This is a genomic window from Bacillus sp. AFS012607, assembly GCF_002558005.1.
In the GTDB taxonomy this organism is placed as follows: domain Bacteria; phylum Bacillota; class Bacilli; order Bacillales; family Bacillaceae_G; genus Bacillus_A; species Bacillus_A thuringiensis_S.
In genome coordinates, this window is the sequence record NZ_NTVM01000013.1 from 37,073 (window position 1) to 55,942 (window position 18,870).

Sequence of the window (18,870 nt, forward strand, 5' to 3'; positions counted from 1 at the left end):
ATACACTCCTTATAATTTATTTACTTGCAGGACATCAATTAATTTTTTCAACTGACTAACAAGTAATGTCGCTTCATTTTCAGTACAAACTGCTGTGAGTTTCATTTCAGAAACACCACTTGTATCTCTTTCATTTAAATGTAAAGAAGAAATATAATAACCACGCCGAGCAAAAATCCCACTTATACGTAATAAGACGCTTGGCTCGTTATGAATAACGAGTGAAAAAGTATGACTCATTCTTCCCACCTCTTCATAATCATTTCGTTATTCCCTTTGTTTGGCGGAACCATCGGAAATACGTTTTCACCTTCTTCTACACAAAAATCAACTACGGCAGGACCTTCATGAGCAAATGCTTCTAACATCACTTGTTTCGCCTCTGTTGAATTTGTCGCTCTTAATCCCTTCACTCCATAAGCTTCTGCCACTTTCACAAAATCTGGCGATCCAATTTTTGATTCTGATAAACGATTTTCATAAAACATTTCTTGCCATTGCCTTACCATCCCTAAAAATTTGTTATTTATGATAAATACTTTTACAGGGATGTTATTTTCAGCAATTGTTTGTAGTTCTTGAATGTTCATTTGAAAAGAAGCATCACCTGCAATACAAATGACAAGTTCTTCTTTTTTAGCTAGCTGAGCACCAATTGCTGCTGGAAAACCAAACCCCATTGTTCCTAATCCTCCAGAGGTAAGGAACGTCCGAGGTTTTCTTGCTTTATAGAAGTGAGCAGCCCACATTTGATGCTGTCCTACTTCTGTTGTGACAATCGCTTCACCATTCGTTAATTCACTTACTAAGTTGATCACATGCTGTGGTTTTAACTCAGATTCTTTTTGCTTATAAGAAAGTGGATATTCTTCTTTCCATGCCTTTACTTTCTGAAGCCATTCGTCTGTTTGTGTATAAATAGACATATGTAACAACATGTGTAACGCTTTTTTCACATCACCAACAATGGGATGCTCTACAGTTACATTTTTATGAAACTCAGAAGGATCAATATCAATATGTACTTTTTTCGAGTGCGGAGAAAAAAGTTCTAATTTTCCTGTTACACGATCATCGAAGCGAACACCTAATGCAAGTAGTAAATCACATTCTGTTACCGCCATATTAGCAGCGTATGTCCCATGCATACCAAGCATCCCTAAAAACAATGGATCTCCCGGTGGATATGCACCAAGTCCCATTAAAGTTGAAACGACTGGAATACGGTTCTCCCTTGCGAATTCAAAAAGTTCATCGGATCCACCTGAATGAATGACACCTCCCCCAATATAAAGAAGCGGACGCTTTGATTTTGAAATTGCTTTAGCTACCTCTCTAAGTTTCATGCTGTCTGGTACAAGTTCTGGTTTGTACCCCGGAATATCAACTTCTTCATTAAAGAAACTGGTGACTTTTGCATTTTGAACATCTTTTGGAATATCGATTAATACTGGTCCCGGGCGTCCGCTTTCGGCGATGTAAAAAGCTTCTTGCACAATTCGTGATACATGATTTACATCACGAACTTGGTAATTATGCTTCGTAACAGGTACTGTAATTCCGACAACATCCGCTTCTTGAAATCCATCTTTACCAATTAAAGGCGTTGCAACTTGGCCGGTAATGACAACTAAAGGAATCGAATCCATATAAGCGTCTGCTAAGCCGGTAACTAAATTTGTCGCCCCTGGGCCAGAGGTAGCAAAGACTACCCCGACCTTTCCAGAAGCTCTCGCATATCCTTCAGCCGCATGAATGGCAGCTTGTTCATGACGAGTTAAAACATGTTTCAAACCACTTTCGTATAACGCATCGTATACTGGTAAGATCGCTCCGCCTGGATAGCCGAAAACGGTCGTTACACCCAATTTCTTCAAACATTGAATCACGTGCCCAGCGCCTGTCATTTCTTCACACTGTAACTTCTCATACGCTGTATACTGCTGCTTCATTTCAATTAACTCCTCTCCTTATTTATGCTAAGCTTTCCGTCAGCCCGGGAACACGTACTCCTCTTTCTCTCGTTAATTTTTTAAATTCTTCGGTCAATTGTTTCGTTACACTTCCTGGTTTCCCATCTCCAATTTCTCTCGAATCAACTTTTACAACTGGAATTAACTCCGCTGCTGTTCCTGTTAAAAATACTTCATCCGCTACATATACATCATGGCGAGTGAATGGTCTTTCCTCACATGGAATACTCAGTCGTTCACATAGCTCGATAACACTATTTCTCGTAATACCTTCTAATGCTCCTAAATAGGATGGTGGGGTTAATACTTTTCCATCTTTCACAACGAAAACATTATCGCCAGAACCTTCACAAACATATCCTTGTTGATTTAACATAAGAGCCTCTAACACTCCTGCTTGTGCCGCTTCAATTTTTACAAGTACGTTATTTAAGTAGTTCATTGACTTAATGCGTGGATCTAATGCATCTGGCGTATTACGTCTTGATGCAACAGATACAACGCTTAATCCATTATCGTAAAATTCCTGAGGGAATAACTTTAATTGTTCTGCAATGATAATAACGCTCGGTTTCACACAACTTCTAGGGTCGAGCCCTAAGTCACCTTTTCCTCGTGAAACAATTAAACGAATGTAAGCATCCGCATACTCATTTTTTTGCAACGTTTGTAAAACTGCTTCTTCCATTTCGTCAACTGTCAGTGGGACTGTAAGTAAAATAGATTTTGCCGATTCATATAATCGTTTTACATGTTCTTTTAAACAAAATACATTTCCTCCGTAACTACGAATCCCTTCAAATACACCGTCTCCGTATAAAAAGCCGTGATCATATACTGAAACAACTGCCTTTTCTTTTTCTACAAATTCCCCATTCATGTAAATGTACTGGTTTCCCATCTCACATCGCTCCTCTTTTTTTCTCTATTTTTTGCAATCTATTTCTACATCGATTGCTGAGATGAGTATTTTTAACAGAATATTCAGTATATAAATATTAAAAATATACTCGTCTCAACAATCGATTACTTACATACTTGTAGCAATCCATTGCTGAGACGAGGGAATCGTGGTACCACTCAGCTTCCTTACACTTCTCACGAAATATAAGCTCTGCAAGTCCAATTAGACTTTTGTTTTTCTATCGGGAACAAACCCGCTACTTTTTACTAATTTTCAAAAGTAGTGCTCCGAGGTGATTTTCAATGAGTGCATTGTTACCACCCTCACAGCCTCGGGGCAGCTCTCTGAAACAATCTTTATCATTTACTCTCCTCTTCCACGCATTCTCTTATTCTATTTTCTAAAATAAAAACTCTCGCCTCAGCAATCAACTACTACAATTTAGTAGCTTTGATTGCTGAGGCGAGAGTTTCGCGTTACCACTCAGCTTCCTTATACTTCTCGCGAAATATAAGCTTCGTAGGTCCAATTAGACCCCCGTCCTTTTACCGGAGACGATGCCGCCGCCCTCTACTCAGTTTCCCTTTCGCAAGCGATGCTCCGAGGTGATCTTCAATGATTTGATTGTTACTACTCTCGCAGCCTTGGAGTAGCTCTCTGAAACGATCATAATCATCTACTTTCCTCTTCTTTGCATATACAACATATAAAGTTAGAAAATTTTTAATTAACTTTTATTTGTTACACGTATTATAGGACGTTGTTCTTTTCTTTGTCAACATGTTTTTTCAAAAAAAATCTAAATTCATTCTATTTATTTTTTCTCAAATCAAAATTGGAATGAATTACTTACATACACTCATATATTGCTTAAGTATGTTTGCACTACTACATAAAGAAAAATTTATGAGGAGATGAGAAAACTATGTTAAAAGGGAAAGTAGCGTTAGTTACAGGAGCAAGCCGAGGAATTGGACGAGCGATCGCTAAACGTTTAGCAAATGACGGTGCATTGGTTGCTGTTCATTACGGTAATCGAAAAGATGACGCTGAAGAAACTGTTCATGAAATTCAATCAAATGGTGGCCAAGCTTTTTCTATCGGCGCAAATTTAGAATCCTTACATGGTGTAGAAAACCTTTATAAAGCTTTAGATACTGAATTACAAAAGCGCACTGGTGAAACACAATTTGATATTTTAATAAACAATGCTGGCATTGGTCCTGGTGCTTTTATTGAAGAAACGACTGAACAATTTTTTGATAGAATGTTTTCAGTAAATGCAAAAGCACCATTCTTTATCATTCAACAAGCACTGCCACGTTTACGTGACAATAGCCGAATTATTAATATTTCATCCGCTGCGACCCGCATTTCTTTACCTGATTTTGTTGCATATAGTATGACGAAAGGCGCTATTAATACAATGACTTTTACACTAGCAAAACAGCTTGGAGCACGAGGAATAACGGTGAATGCAATACTTCCAGGATTTATTAAAACAGATATGAATGCAGAACTCTTGAGCGACCCGATGATGAAGCAGTACGCTACTACTATTTCCGCTTTCAATCGCTTAGGTGAAGTAGAAGACATTGCCGATACTGCTGCATTCCTTGCTTCTCCAGACAGCCGCTGGGTTACTGGACAATTAATTGATGTGAGCGGAGGATCTTGTTTATAAAAAACATATATTTTCAAATCTTTTTTATTGCGCAATAAAACAATTTATATAATACTATATAAAACATATACATTTAGGAGGATTACAGCAATGTCCGAAAAAACATACGAACTCGCAACCTTCGCAGGCGGTTGCTTTTGGTGCATGGTAAAACCATTTGATGAACTTCCTGGTATTCATAAAGTACTTTCTGGCTATGCAGGAGGTCATGTAGAAAACCCAACATATGAACAAGTAAAAGTTGGAACATCTGGACATTTAGAAGTTGTTCAAATTACATTCGATCCTTCTATTTTTCCTTATCAGAAATTACTAGACTTATATTGGCCACAAATCGATCCAACTGATGATGGCGGACAATTCTTTGACCGTGGTCCATCTTATCGTACCGCTATTTTTTATCATAACGAAACACAAAAAGGGCTTGCTGAAAAATCAAAACAAGCTCTTGCAGAAAGCAGTATGTTTAAAGATCCAATCGTGACTGAAATTCGTCCTGCTGCACCTTTTTACGAAGCAGATGACTACCACCAACATTTCTATAAAAAGAATCCAGAGAAATATGCTACTGAGCAAAAAGAATCTGGCCGTGAAGACTTTATTAAAGAAAATTGGCAAAAAAAATAATAAAAACGCATCGTGCTTTTTTAGTACGATGCGTTTTTATTTTTGATAAAAGTACCATACAATTAACAGAACAATTGCTGTTAGTGACCAAAGTACTATCTCGTTTTTCACTCTATTCTTTTTCTTAGTCATTTCATTCCCTCCTAATAACAATTAAACATATTCAAGTTTTTCTTTGTTTAATTGTCCACCTTATATACATGAATACATCCTTACAAATTCTAATAGCAAGACCACCAATAATTCCGATTGCAATTGAAATTACTAACATCTGTCCAAAACTAAAAGAATTTGTGTACGTTATGTAGAGAACGATACATATAAGTAAAACATCCGGTAAAGAAAGTAAAAACCTTTTAAGCATTCCTTTATCTCCTCTATACTTTATTTATATCTTCTACTGTAATTTTGAAAGAAAGTTTGTTCAAAAATTCCATTTAGACCCTCATTTTACGAAAAATAATAAGAATCCCTTTTTAAAAGAGATTCTTATTCAGCAGATTTAAGTTTAATTATTTTCTACATATCCTATTCCATAATTACTCCTAAAATAGAATAATATTACTAATCATTTATTGTAAATTGACTATTTGCCAGGCGACCGAATGTCGCGCCAGCTACCTACATCACATTGGCCAAATTCATTATTACCTACCGCGACCACCGTGCCGTCTGATTTTAGTCCGACTGTATGTGCACAACCAGCCGCTATCGCTACAATATCGCGCCAATCGCTTACGTTACATTGACCATACTCATTCCAGCCCACGGCCACCACGGTACCGTCTAATTTTAGTCCGATTGTATGATTCGTACCAGCCGCTATTGCTACAATATCTATCCAGCCACTCACATCACACTGGTTATGTTTATCATTCCCCACTGCTGTCACCGTACCGTCTCGTTTAAGACCAACAGTATGAAGATACCCAGCCTTGACCGATACAATACCTCGCCAGCCACTTACATTACATTCCCCTTCTTTATTCCGGCCCACCGCTACTACCGTGCCATCCGATTTCAGGCCAACTGTATGACAACGCCCCGCCGCTATCATATCTTTGGGCCATCGCTTCACTTTTTCTCTCGATAAAAGGTAATCCATGTTTTACCTCCTTGCATATAAGCAACTGTATCATAATAGATATTTTTATCAAATTTCATTATAAATCTACATTTACAAAGAAAGCTTATTTTACTTCTTCCAAAAATAAAAACCTCCAGTTTAAATACTAGAGGTTTTCTCGTTATTTCTTCAAGCGTTCAATAAAATCGTTCAATTTATCTAGCGATTTCATATTCTGATTGCAAGCTACACCATCTTTGCAAATGTAGTTTCCCTTTTTAACGAAAGTTCCTGGTACATCACCTTTAATTTCAACTAAAAACATCCCTACTTCTTCATGCCCATGACATAATGAACAAATACTTTTTTTATTTAAACTTTGGAACGTTCCTTGCAGACCAACAAACTTATTTTTATCATTTTTCGCTATAATAAATTTCCTGCTTGATCCTTTGTCAATCCAGCTTAAATAAGATAATTCTTTCATATCCAGTTCTTCCATATCGGGAAGTTTTAGCTTTTTTGCTTTAGGAAATAATTTTTTTAATGTTTGTGCTGTAACTTCTTGAAACGGAATTACATACGGATTTATTTTCATTAAAAATGATTCTGCATCTTCTCTATTTTGAACTGTTAATACCGTATCAATTAACTCTTTCTGTTCATCGGTTAAATTCTCAAATACATGTATTATCTTTTCGATCGCAAGTGATTTTAACGCTTGAATTACACCTCTATCGTTTGCCGTTGCATGCCCGTTTGCTAAAATATAAGCTTGTGATTTTATAAAATTATATTGATCACTTCTAATAAACGCTTCCATCTTTATCACTCCATACAAATTGTTGATCTAGTTTTATTGTATACAATGATTACGTTTTTTGATATGTAAAAGATAACTTAGAAACAAACATTACATACATCACTTATTCTCTACCGCTGCATTTCCTGACAAAAGAAGCCATCATCTGTTTTCCATTCCGCATATAATACGTCTTCAAATTTAGTAATTCCTTTTTGCTTTATTTGTTTATAAAGCCACCCTTCATCAAATCCTGCTTCCCTCAAATTATCCTTAACTACTTTCCCATCACTAATTAATGAAATTGGTAAGTAGACAGGCTTATGTTTTAAACTTAAATCATTTATAGTAGGAGATTCGTATTTACTTTTTTTCAGAACGCTTATGTTTCCATTAGGTTCCAATATCATATATTCAACTTCTCGGATTGAAAATATATCTTTTTGTTGCCTAAGCATTTGTTGTAATTGGTTTATATCCAAATGATTCGATTTTAATTGATCTCTGTCAATATATCCATTACGAATAATAATAGAAGGATATCCTTCAAAAAACCTTCTTGTCCCCCTATATTTTTGCGTTATCACTTCTATTGCGTAAATTAATACTGTCCATACTAGTACCGCATATAAAATGGACCAGACTTTCACTTCAGGGTCATATATCGTATTTCCAACCAATTCTCCGAGTACAATGGCAGAAATAAAATCAAAAGGTGTTAGCTGCGATATTTGTGTTTTCCCTAATATTTTAGTAGCAATTAATAAAACAAAAAAACCAACAAAAAGTTCTATCGTTATTTGTCCAAGATGATTCATATATGTTCACCTTTCTGCTTTTCACTCAAATGTTATGTATCCAATTTAGTAAAAAATGGCACATTGTCGCTATTATCATGTCCATTCACATCCAATAAATACAAAACAAAAAGAGTCTGATTCAAAGTAATATATGAATCAGACTCTTTTCCTCTTATTTAGAATACACAATCTTTTTAATCGTTTCCCCAGAAAGAAAATATTCTTCTGCAAGTTGATGAATAGCAATCCCACTTTTAAACGCTTCTTTAATTGCTTTATTTCTTTCATCTAGTTGTTTTCTTCCGCCAGATCGTGTACCCCATTTATAATGTTTCGTTTCTTGTTTCGGAATGTAAATTGTTTCACCTTGTATATACTTTTGAATTTCAGTAATTAAACTCTCTGGTAAAACAGCATTAGCTTTTACGTATTTCATTTCTGCTCGCCCCTTATTTTTTATGGTTCATTTCAATAAGGTGCAAAGCCAAATATAAAAAATGATACGAGCTCATATAGGCGATTGTATATTACTTGTCTACCTCACGCAAAGTATCGCCATTTCCATACTTGGCTTTGCATGAGACGTTGCAGTGTCTGGCAATTGAATTATAATCGCCATATAAACACCTCCTAATATACCTTTTGCATTTTATTATATGATAAAATCCCTCTCCTTGCATCTTCATACTTTTTCAGCAATAAATAATTAATTTTGATATAATACTTTTTATTGAATCAAAAATCATTGTGAGGTTACGTTATGAGGAAAAAAATTATCATTACAATCGTTACACTATTCTTTATTATCACGGCATTATTCGGAACATACAAATTGATGAACGCAAGAAGCTTTCAATTATTTGGAGATTTAACACAACGCGTAGAAACAAATGAAAAAGTGATCGCTTTAACTTTTGATGATGGCCCTACTAACAATGTAAAACAAATATTACCGTTACTAGATAAATACAACGCTAAAGCTACTTTCTTTTTAATTGGAAATGAATTAGAGAAAAGTCTATCATTAGGAGAAGCTATCGCGCAATCTGGGCACCAGCTTGGAAACCATACATATTCTCATAAAAGAATGATTTTCAAAACACCTTCTTTTATTAAAGATGAAATAGAAAAAACGAATTCATTAATCCGCCAAACAGGATTTACAGACGAAATTGATTTTAGACCGCCTAACGGAAAAAAATTAATTGGACTACCCTATTATTTAAATAAAAATAATATTGAAACGATTATATGGGATCTTGAGCCCGATACTTTTTATAAATCTGCGGCTGATAAAATTAAATATGTTAATAAAAATGTAAAACCAGGTTCTATCATTTTACTGCATTCTATGTATGATGAGTCTGATGACAATTTAAAAACGATTGAAGGTATTTTAGATTCTTTATCTAAGAAGGGCTATCAGTTCGTAACAGTAAATGAATTGCAAAAAAGAGCAAAATAAAAAGAAAGGTGGCGTATCTTTGTATGATACGCCACCTTTCTTTTTATATAATGCCAAGTACATTTAAGAATACGATAATAATCGCAATTGGTGCGATAAAGCGAAGTAAGAATAACCATAATACGAATAGTTTATAACCTTTATTTTTACTTACACCTAGCTCTTTCATTAATACATCTTTCTTCATTTTTAAAGGAACAAAGATAGAAACTAATAATACACCAAGTGGCATTAAAACGTTACTTACTGCATAGTCCGCTAAATCAAAGACTGTCTTTCCGAAAATCTTCAGATCACTTAATATACCGAATGATAATGCTGATGGTACCCCAACAACGAAGATTAATAACCCTACGATTAAGGCCATTTTTTCACGTTTCCCTTTACCTTTTGATGTTAACGATGCAACACTAATTTCTAACATCGAAATTGCTGATGTAATCGTAGCGAAGAAGAATAGTAATAAGAAAACGATGAAGAATAATTTTCCGAATGCCATTTTACTGAAAATAGCTGGCAACACGATAAATAATAGTCCCGGCCCTTGAGATGGTTCCATTCCAAATGCGAACACAACTGGGAAAATTGCAAGTCCTGCAAGTAATGTAATAACAAGAGTTAAGGCTACGATAGAAAATGCTGAACGTGGTAAGCTTTCTTCTTTCGGTAAGTATGAGCTATACGTTACCATAACGGCTACCCCGACAGATAATGAGAAAAACGATTGCCCCATTGCGTATAATATAACTTCTGATGTTACATGTGAGAAATCAGGTTGTAAGAAGAAACGAACGCCTTCTCCAGCACCATCTAATGTAAGTGCACGAACGATTAATACAAAGAATAAAACGAATAGTGCTGGCATGAAATATTTATTTACTTTTTCAACACCATTTTGTACACCTTTACTTACGATGAAAATAGTAATAAGGATGAATAATAGCTGTGATCCAACTGCTAAATATGGATTGGAAATGATTTCACCAAACGTAGCTTCGTATGCTCCATTTCCTTCCCATAGTCTACCTGTAATTGCATTCCATAAATATAATAAAATCCAGCCTCCTACAACACTGTAGAAAGAAAGTAATATGAAACATGTTACAATTCCTAATTTACCTAACCAAGGCCATAACGTTTTAGGAGCAATCTCTCTATATGCATCGACAGCCTCTTTTTGTGTACTTCTTCCAATAACAAATTCAGCTAATAATAGCGGTAAACCAATTAATAATGTGAAACCGATGAAAATTAGGAAGAACGCTCCGCCTCCTCCAATGCCGGCCATATATGGGAATTTCCAAATCGCCCCAAGACCAATTGCCGAACCTGCTGCAGCTAATACGAAACCTAATTTCGATGTCCATTGCTGTGAATTCATTTATTAATCTCCTCTCTGTCTCTTTTTCTTTGTTACAATTCGGTATTTATATTGTTCTATCAATACTCTTTTCTAATACGTTCACTTCCTCCCTAATAATAAAAAACGCCCCTACGTAAATACGTAGGGACGACAAAAATATCGCGGTACCACCCTAGTTGTGAAGAATACTAAGAAACCACCTAAATAAAAATGCCCCTACGCAAAAACGTAGGGACGATAAAATATCGCGGTACCACCCTAGTTATGAAGCCACACCAAAGTTAGGACCTAAATAAAAAACGTCCCTACGTAAATACGTAGGGACGATAAATATCGCGGTACCACCCTAGTTGTGAAACAATCTTCACCACTTTATTTGATAACGGTATAAACTACCGTCTTTCATTTCCTCATAATGCGAGATTTATGAAAGATGCTCCAGGACGAACTTCATGAATAATCTATATACTGATTCACACCAACCATCAGCTCTCTGAAATAGGGAGATATTCACTACTATACCCTTTCATTGCCCAAATATTATTTTCCGAATTGATTACTATCATTTTTATCACACATTAAAAATAGTGTCAACTTATATTTTGAATTTTTATGTATTACAATCTATTTAAAAATTTGAAATATAAGTTTTAGTTTAGAAAACAAGTAGATTAGTACATAACGAATTCTAACAGGCAATAGAAAAAGAATTACGTATTATTGATACTTATTCCAGAAGAAAAATCATCTAGAAACATAACCTATCTCTATCTGTATTAGTTTTTAAGAGTTTGATGGATACCAAGAAAATTTCGCATCACTATCCAGTGGTCTATTTTTCGTTTCTTCTTTAATTACACGAAACCATTCATTTAAAATTTGAGTTTTGGGCAATTGAGCAGCAAGGTTATCTTCCCAAATTATATGTGAGAACCAGGCTTTCGTTTCCCATTCAAACTGCAATTGTGCGAACGAAATTATAGGGTGATCAGCTTCACGAAATTGCTCATTTACTGCATTTGAAACTTCTGGAGCTAGCGGTAACAACTCGTTCTGAATTCTATTTCTTATCGTCACATTTTCTAGCTGATCCCAGAAATACAATTGCCCATTTATTTGATAAAAAATATCAAATGAAGCCTCACCTTTCTTCAAATTCAATAATACGAAGGCACGTTCCACATCATTGTCAGCCGCCTTTACAGCATTAACAATTATATTTTGTGCCATTGATACCCAGTAACTAGTCGCTTCCTCTACCGGTGATTCAACATACAATTCTTCACTTAATTCATGAAGAGTGGCTTCTTGCTCATTTACTTTTTCAACTTTTTTAAAAAACCTATTAAAAAAACCCATAACTTCCCCCTTATTACTGTTTTCTATTTCACAAAATAAAAAATAGATTTTTCTTGCTCATCCACATTTACTCCTGGCGCGTATGTATGAACTTGTTGCAACACTTCTTCTATTAGCAACTCTAACTCCTGCACACTATTTTCTGGATTCCCTATTAATGTGTCCGCCATACGTTCATATAATTTTTCAGGTTTAATAGTCATTCGTTCCACATTATTAGGCATCCATTTAAACGCTGGATGATGTACGTACATTTTATTCAAACCAAATAAAACACCGAATACGTTCCTTTGTACTTCGCAAATAACGTCATAAAGCATAAGCCAATCTTTCCGTTTTAAAAGCGCCTTTCGATTGTGCCAACGATTACTTAACCATAGATTTTCTGAAATCATCCGTTTTACTAGTTCATCTGGATATGCCGCTACTTTTTCTTTTAATTCATTCACTTTCCCTTCTCCATACAAACTAACACCATCATGAACGGATGATACAATACATTGTTTTTCATAACTTATATCATATTGATCCACCACATCCGAAATCACTTTCTCTACTGTCTCTGTTAAAAAGTTACTAATCTCTAATTTAATTCCCTCTTTCGTTAAATACGTTTCCGACCATTCTTCTTCCTCATACGGATGATACGATAATATTTTCCCATCAATATGATAAATAGGGGCCCTACGATCCTCATCTTCCGGCGGTGTTGACCATAAAATATGTAATTCTATATCTGAATGTTCATCTTCAAGCTTTCTAGCTACTGAACCCGCTAAAATAATGGCTTCTACTTTCGGATTTTTCCTATAAATCTCTGACATCTCTATCGCTTTCTCTTTTAATCCCATTTCATTTCCCCCTAAAATTGCAGTAATCCCCTATATTCCATTTATCTATTTCGATATTACAGCTTGCATTACCTTTTCAAATTCCTACTGCATCATATTTCTATCCAAAAGCGCTGAATAACTTCACCAGTACGAGAAGAAACTATTTCATTTTCTAACACACCGCCGACCTTTTGAATCGTTTTAGCAGAACCGATATTGGATTTATCGCAAGTTATTAATACTTTCTGCAATCCTAATTTTTGCGCTTCAGCTAATGCAAGCTTTAGTTGTTTCGTAGCGTAACCGTGGCGACGTTTATTCGGATGGACACTATATCCAATATGACCGCTTTCCCGTAATAATTCTGGATTTAATCTATGTCTAATATTCACAAAACCTATAAGTTCTCCTTTTTCAAAACTTAAAAACTGACTAGATGGCATTCGATTAGCTAGTAAATTTTCTCCTAATTCTTGTTTACTCACTTTTTCAAACCATTCATCAAGAGAATCAAAGTTTTGTAAAGAACTACTTCCATGTGGTTGTTCCCCTGAGTGTAAAAACGCGTGTCTATACGCTGTAATATGCTCACTATATTCATGGGTTGGTTTTAATAGTTTCATTGTTCTTCTCCCCCTCTTTATTCCATAAAACAAACACCTTAATAGCAGTTATTCACTATTAAGGTGTTTCTATCCTTTTTATTCAAATAACCCCATACTCAAATAACGTTCACCTGTATCAGGCGCAATACATAAAACTTTTTTACCAACGCCTAGGCGTTTCGCTATCATGATTGCAGCGTAAACAGATGCTCCAGAAGACGGACCAACTAATAATCCCTCTTGTCTAGCTAAGTTTCTCATTGTCGTTAAAGCCTCTTCGTCTGCAATTTGAATAATTTCGTTATACACTTCTGTATTTAAGTTTTTCGGGATAAACCCTGGGCTTGTTCCTACTAGTTTATGAGGACCTGGTACACCACCTGATAAAACGGGAGATCCTTTCGGTTCCACTACTGCAATATATAAGTTTGGTAATTTCTCTTTTAACGTTTCACCAGTCCCTGTAATCGTTCCGCCTGTTCCTGCCGTTGCAACAAAGGCGTCAAGCTCTCTATCCATTTGTTCATAAATTTCAAGCGCAGTCGTATAGCGGTGAATATTCGGATTAGCTGGGTTTTCAAATTGTTGCGGAATAAAACTATTCGGTATTTGCTTTTGCAATTCTAACGCCTTCGCAATTGCTCCTGGCATTCTTTGTTCTGCTGGTGTTAAAACTACTTCTGCTCCGTATGCTTTCAATAAATTAATACGCTCTTTTGACATATTATCTGGCATAATTAAAATCGCTTTATACCCTTTAGCTGCTGCATTCATCGCTAAACCAATCCCTGTATTCCCGCTTGTCGGTTCAATGATTGTATCTCCTGGTTTGATGAGACCATTTTCTTCTGCAACGTGAAGTAAATTATAAGCAGCACGGTCTTTCACACTGCGCGATGGATTAAACATTTCTAGTTTCACATACACATCTGCTGCGTCTTCCGGAATAAATTTAGATAATCGGACGACAGGTGTATCGCCTATTAATTCTGTTACGTTTTCACATAATTTCATAGCGCATCCCCTATTCTATCGTTTTCTTATCACTTGGCAGTAACCATGAAGTGAGTCCAATTAATGGTAGACAACTACATAATAGCATAATAAATTGCAGGCTATATATATCTGCTAATTTCCCAAGAACTACTGCACCTAATGCTCCAAGTCCAAACGCAAGACCTACGATTAATCCTGACACCATTCCCACTTTTCCAGGTACAAGCTCTTGTGCATATACAACAATTACACTAAAACTACTTGAACTAATAAAACCGATACATAAAAATAACGGTACGACCCACACAAGTGAGACATGTGGTAATAACAGTGCAAGTGGCGCTGAACCTAACATTGAAAATACGATGATATTTTTCTTACCAAATCGATCTGCTAACGGTCCTCCGAAGAAAGTTCCTAACACACCAGCAATCATAAATGCGAATACGAAATACTGGGCATTTTTTATAGATAAACCGTAATGCTCTATTAAGTAAAATTGATAGAAATTCCCGATACCAGCACCGTACCAAGAGCGTACAAAAGTAAGAAAAACAAGAAGTATAATAACGAATTTAATGTGTGTACTTACAATTGCATTTTCCGCCTCAAGCGCAGCCCTCTTCTTCCTTCTTACAGCGCCGGTTGCTAATTCATTTTTGTACCAATTCGATACGAAAATTAATAATACAATTCCTACTGCTGCAAATGCTGTAAAACCTAATGAACCAATTTGACCGAGTGGAACGAAAATTAGCGCTGTAAAAATAGGAGCTAAGGAATTCCCCGTGTTTCCCCCAACTTGATAAATCGCTTGCGCTAACCCTCGTTTTGCACCTGCCGCCATATACGCAACACGAGCGCCTTCTGGATGAAAAACTGCGGAACCTAAACCAATAAATAAAACAGAAATAATAACAATAATAAAGTTTGGTGCAAACGCGAGTCCAATCATTCCAAGCATGCTTGAAAACATACCGAGTGGTAATAAAAATGGTGATGGCTTCTTATCTGAATACATACCAAACACCGGTTGCATAATCGATGACGTCATATTTAAAGCAAACGCAATCCACCCTACTTGCATATAGGATAAATTCATCGTTTTTTCCAAAATAGGAAACAACGCCGGCACAACTGCTTGCATCGAATCATTTAAAAAATGCCCAAAGCTAATCGCAAATAAAATTCGATATATTGTCGGTGTTTCTACAGTTTTTTTGTGTGAAACTGCCTGCATATGTGAATCTCCCCTTTCTGTACAAAATATATATTTATTACAGTAGGTGTAATAAATTCTGACTTTTGAAACATTTCTATTCTATACTGCTTTCATTTCTTTTTCCAGAAATATAACTTAACTCCCGTCATTGGCTTGCATCCTTGTAACTTTCAGCGGTAAAACAGTACAAAAAAAGACAACCCAATCACATACTGGGTTGCCTCTTACATTAAATTGCAAAATGCTTATACTTCTCGTAATCACTCGTCTTACATTCTATTTCTAATTTGGTACCTTCGTTTTCGTAACTCGTAGATAAAACGTGTGCATGATTATTGAAATACGAAACTACCTGTCCTTGATCATATGGAATTAACATTTCACACTTCGTATACTCTTTATAGATGTGTGAGCGAATCATTTCTACAAGTTCTTCAATTCCAACATGTTTCTTCGCTGATAAATAAACGCGATCTTCTTGCACTTTCGGAATTTCAACATCTACCATATCTGATTTATTATAAGCATAGATCGTTGGAATATTTTCTACTCCAATTTTCTTTAACGTTTCATTTGTAATATCAATTAATTGTTCATAATTTGAATTTGCGTAATCTACGACGTGAATAAGTAGGTCTGCTTCCGCTACTTCTTCTAACGTTGAACGGAACGCCTTCACAAGATGATGTGGTAATTTACTTACAAATCCAACTGTATCTGTTAATAAGAATGATTTATTATCTGGCAAATCAATATTTCGTACAGATGTTTCTAACGTCGCGAATAACATATCTTTTTCAAATACTTGTTTTTCTTCTGTACCATTATAAATTTCAAGCATTGCATTCATCGTCGTTGACTTTCCTGCATTCGTATAACCTACTAATGCTACAACAGGTATTTCATTTTTCTTACGTTGCTTTCGCTGCGTTTGACGCTGGGCAACGAGCGCTTCTAAATCTTTATTTAAAACTGAAATTTGTTCTTCAATTTTACGACGGTCTAACTCTAACTTCTTCTCACCGACACCTTTATTTTTCGTACCAACGCCGCCGCTCTGTCTTCCTAACGATTCACGAAGACCGATTAAACGAGGCATCATATACTGAAGATGGGCTACTTCTACTTGTAGCTGTGCTTCTTTCGTTTTCGCACGTTGCGCAAAAATATCTAAAATTAAAATGGTACGATCAATTACCTTACAATCTAAATCCTCTTCTAAATTTCGAATTTGTGAAGGAGATAACTCATCATTAAAAATGACCATATTCGCATCTATTTCTTGTACATACGCTGCTACTTCTTCAATCTTTCCTTTTCCGATATAATGCGATGGATTTACTCGTTGTAAATTTTGCGTTACTTGCCCAATTACCTCTACATCACAAGCTTCCGCAAGATTTGTTAACTCTTCCATCGAATATGCAAAATCATCTTCATTACCTACATTTACTCCAACTAAAACTGCTCTTTGTAATACTTCTTCCATATATTTATTCCTCCATTTCGATTACGTAAAATAAAAAACACAGGTCGCTGCCTGTGTTTTCGTAAACGGATAAGGGTTCATCAAAGAAATAGAAGAAAGCTGTGCTTTCATCCTATCTCATAGTAAAAAAAGTCCCAAAATCGTATACGTATCCACAATAAGTGTTCACCTATACAATCCCATTCTATTTATAAAGGCAAAACAAAAAGAGGGCGTATTCGTCCCTCCCTCTTTTTCACATATAAGCTTAATAAAGGGTTCCTTTAAAATAGGCAGACCAATCCCGTTCACTCTGTACACAGACAGAGCCTTTGAGCGCTATTCAATTATTGGCACAAAGTATTGAGACGTAATCTGATTAAGATCAAAGGAAGCCCCTCCGTTCATTTTAAGTTACATAAAGTGTAGCATAAGTAATTCGCTTTCACAAGGTTTAACAACCTATATCACACTAAAGAAAATCGTTATATTTTTACTTTAATCGTCATTTTTTGCGAATTTTTCTCACAATAAAAATAACAAAAGCAATTATCAATTTTAGAAACTTCTCGTATATTATTTTTACAACACTCGCTAAATTCCTTCATAGTAAGTTAAGTCGTTCAATACATCAAAAATCTATATTGACATTTTTATAACCTAATATTAGTATCAGGTTATAAAAATAAAAATTAGGAGATGTTCCTATGCATTCTAAATCTCGTATTACTGCAATTGGTACTTATGTTCCAAATCAAATATTGTCTAATAACGATTTAGAAAAGATGGTCCATACGAATGATGAATGGATTGTACAAAGAACAGGAATGAAGGAAAGAAGAATCGCTAGCGAAGAAGAATATTCCTCAAACTTAGCCATTAAAGCAATTAAAAATTTATGTACAACATATAAGAAAAACTTAGAAGATGTCGACTGTATCATTGTCGCTACTACTACTGCTGATTACGTTTTCCCTAGCGTTGCTTGCCAAATACAACAATACTTCAACATACCTCATACACTAGCTTTTGATTTAAATGCAACTTGTGCTGGTTTTACATATGGACTACACGTCGGTAATAGCTTAATCACTTCTGGATCACATGAAAAAGTACTTGTCGTAGCGACAGAGACATTATCTAAAGTTACTGATTATACCGATAGAACGACCTGTATTTTATTCGGTGATGGTGCTGGAGCTATTTTATTAGAAAGAGATGAAGACACCCCAAGCTTTATCGCTGCTCACATGGGAACAAACGGTGATGGCGGCATTCATCTATATAGAACAAACTTATCTACTACTATGAATGGCACACCACTGCAAACAAATGAAAAAATCGTTCAAAATGGAAGAGAAGTATATAAATGGGCAACACGTACAGTGCCAAAAGGCATAAAAGATTTAATACATACCGCAAATATGCCAGTAGATGATATAGACTGGTTCATACCCCACAGCGCTAACTTACGAATGATCGAATCTATTTGCGAAAAATCTCAAATTTCAATACAAAAAACATTAACGAGCGTGGAATATATGGGGAATACCTCTTCAGTCACCATTCCACTCGCTCTAGATTTAGCTATAAAAGAAGGGAAGTTAAATAATGGAGACACACTTTTACTATACGGATTCGGTGGTGGTCTTACACATTTAGGGCTTATTGTAGAGTGGAATTTAATTTAAGTGTATAAAAAG

Annotated in this window: 19 protein-coding genes, 1 pseudogene and 3 other annotated features; of the genes and pseudogenes, 4 read left to right on the plus strand and 16 right to left on the minus strand. The window is 35.5% G+C overall.

Annotation, left to right across the window (positions count from 1 at the left end):
- Positions 1-9: 9 nt before the first annotated feature.
- From CN409_RS16805 to ilvE, 3 genes are read right to left on the minus strand one after another with little or no spacing between them, the layout of a single operon-like run.
- Positions 10-240: an ACT domain-containing protein gene (locus CN409_RS16805; protein ID WP_000019916.1), complete on the minus strand. Its 231-nt coding sequence runs from the start codon at positions 238-240 to the stop codon at positions 10-12.
- Entirely contained in the window at positions 237-1,952 is a 1,716-nt protein-coding gene (gene ilvB / locus CN409_RS16810) for an acetolactate synthase large subunit (RefSeq protein WP_000813467.1), read from the minus strand. Before ilvB ends, CN409_RS16805 begins: the two co-directional genes overlap by 4 nt.
- A gap of 22 nt (positions 1,953-1,974) precedes the next feature.
- Complete coding sequence (gene ilvE / locus CN409_RS16815; RefSeq protein WP_000528163.1) at positions 1,975-2,874, minus strand: branched-chain-amino-acid transaminase; 900 nt, start codon at positions 2,872-2,874, stop codon at positions 1,975-1,977.
- A 151-nt stretch (positions 2,875-3,025) separates the two neighbouring features.
- Positions 3,026-3,265 (minus strand) — a binding site (T-box leader).
- 67 nt (positions 3,266-3,332) lie between these two features.
- Positions 3,333-3,578, minus strand: a binding site (T-box leader).
- A 224-nt stretch (positions 3,579-3,802) separates the two neighbouring features.
- Between ilvE and CN409_RS16820 the strand changes: the two genes are divergently transcribed.
- Positions 3,803-4,561 carry an SDR family oxidoreductase gene (locus CN409_RS16820; RefSeq protein WP_000911802.1) on the plus strand — a complete coding sequence of 253 codons (759 nt, stop codon included), beginning with the start codon at positions 3,803-3,805 and terminating at the stop codon, positions 4,559-4,561.
- 90 nt (positions 4,562-4,651) lie between these two features.
- Positions 4,652-5,188, plus strand: coding sequence for a peptide-methionine (S)-S-oxide reductase MsrA (gene msrA / locus CN409_RS16825; protein ID WP_086398506.1), 537 nt, complete (start codon positions 4,652-4,654; stop codon positions 5,186-5,188).
- Between the two features lie 163 nt (positions 5,189-5,351).
- Here msrA and CN409_RS16835 read toward each other — a convergent pair whose 3' ends face one another.
- From CN409_RS16835 to CN409_RS16860, 6 genes and pseudogenes are all read right to left on the minus strand, one after another.
- Positions 5,352-5,552: a hypothetical protein gene (locus tag CN409_RS16835; protein ID WP_000919318.1), complete on the minus strand. Its 201-nt coding sequence runs from the start codon at positions 5,550-5,552 to the stop codon at positions 5,352-5,354.
- A 222-nt stretch (positions 5,553-5,774) separates the two neighbouring features.
- A pseudogene (locus CN409_RS16840) lies at positions 5,775-6,242 on the minus strand (RCC1 domain-containing protein); the annotation flags it as partial.
- The gene (locus tag CN409_RS32380) at positions 6,172-6,327 is read right to left on the minus strand and encodes a hypothetical protein (RefSeq protein ID WP_240518645.1); all 156 of its coding nucleotides are present in this window, start codon (positions 6,325-6,327) and stop codon (positions 6,172-6,174) included. The pseudogene CN409_RS16840 and the gene CN409_RS32380, both read right to left, overlap by 71 nt.
- Before the next feature lie 108 nt (positions 6,328-6,435).
- Positions 6,436-7,077 carry a FusB/FusC family EF-G-binding protein gene (locus tag CN409_RS16845; protein WP_000387067.1) on the minus strand — a complete coding sequence of 214 codons (642 nt, stop codon included), beginning with the start codon at positions 7,075-7,077 and terminating at the stop codon, positions 6,436-6,438.
- A gap of 110 nt (positions 7,078-7,187) precedes the next feature.
- A complete protein-coding gene (locus CN409_RS16855; RefSeq protein WP_001015971.1) occupies positions 7,188-7,874 on the minus strand; it encodes a DUF421 domain-containing protein in 687 nt (228 codons plus the stop codon).
- 154 nt (positions 7,875-8,028) lie between these two features.
- Positions 8,029-8,292, minus strand: coding sequence for a CD3324 family protein (locus CN409_RS16860; RefSeq protein WP_000878325.1), 264 nt, complete (start codon positions 8,290-8,292; stop codon positions 8,029-8,031).
- Positions 8,293-8,616: 324 nt separating this feature from the next.
- Here CN409_RS16860 and CN409_RS16865 point away from each other — a divergent pair, with 324 nt between their 5' ends.
- Positions 8,617-9,321 carry a polysaccharide deacetylase family protein gene (locus tag CN409_RS16865; protein ID WP_001227581.1) on the plus strand — a complete coding sequence of 235 codons (705 nt, stop codon included), beginning with the start codon at positions 8,617-8,619 and terminating at the stop codon, positions 9,319-9,321.
- A 43-nt stretch (positions 9,322-9,364) separates the two neighbouring features.
- Here the strand turns inward: CN409_RS16865 and CN409_RS16870 are convergent, their stop codons facing one another.
- The 7 genes from CN409_RS16870 to hflX form a co-directional block, all read right to left on the minus strand.
- Positions 9,365-10,702: a sodium-dependent transporter gene (locus CN409_RS16870; protein ID WP_001088185.1), complete on the minus strand. Its 1,338-nt coding sequence runs from the start codon at positions 10,700-10,702 to the stop codon at positions 9,365-9,367.
- A gap of 298 nt (positions 10,703-11,000) precedes the next feature.
- Positions 11,001-11,223: a binding site (T-box leader), on the minus strand.
- Positions 11,224-11,467: 244 nt separating this feature from the next.
- Entirely contained in the window at positions 11,468-12,043 is a 576-nt protein-coding gene (locus tag CN409_RS16875) for a hypothetical protein (protein ID WP_097981445.1), read from the minus strand.
- Positions 12,044-12,066: 23 nt separating this feature from the next.
- Positions 12,067-12,894: a DUF4037 domain-containing protein gene (locus CN409_RS16880; RefSeq protein ID WP_000523177.1), complete on the minus strand. Its 828-nt coding sequence runs from the start codon at positions 12,892-12,894 to the stop codon at positions 12,067-12,069.
- A 92-nt stretch (positions 12,895-12,986) separates the two neighbouring features.
- Positions 12,987-13,499, minus strand: a complete 513-nt coding sequence (locus CN409_RS16885; RefSeq protein ID WP_000771300.1) for a GNAT family N-acetyltransferase — start codon at positions 13,497-13,499, stop codon at positions 12,987-12,989.
- Between the two features lie 78 nt (positions 13,500-13,577).
- On the minus strand, positions 13,578-14,495 hold the full coding sequence (gene cysK / locus CN409_RS16890; RefSeq protein WP_000762276.1) for a cysteine synthase A: 918 nt from the start codon (positions 14,493-14,495) through the stop codon (positions 13,578-13,580).
- A gap of 10 nt (positions 14,496-14,505) precedes the next feature.
- Entirely contained in the window at positions 14,506-15,717 is a 1,212-nt protein-coding gene (locus CN409_RS16895) for an MFS transporter (RefSeq protein ID WP_001149399.1), read from the minus strand.
- A gap of 211 nt (positions 15,718-15,928) precedes the next feature.
- Entirely contained in the window at positions 15,929-17,188 is a 1,260-nt protein-coding gene (gene hflX / locus CN409_RS16900; RefSeq protein WP_000393288.1) for a GTPase HflX, read from the minus strand.
- A gap of 686 nt (positions 17,189-17,874) precedes the next feature.
- Between hflX and CN409_RS16905 the strand changes: the two genes are divergently transcribed.
- On the plus strand, positions 17,875-18,858 hold the full coding sequence (locus CN409_RS16905) for a ketoacyl-ACP synthase III (protein WP_000555770.1): 984 nt from the start codon (positions 17,875-17,877) through the stop codon (positions 18,856-18,858).
- The last annotated feature ends 12 nt before the right edge of the window (positions 18,859-18,870 follow it).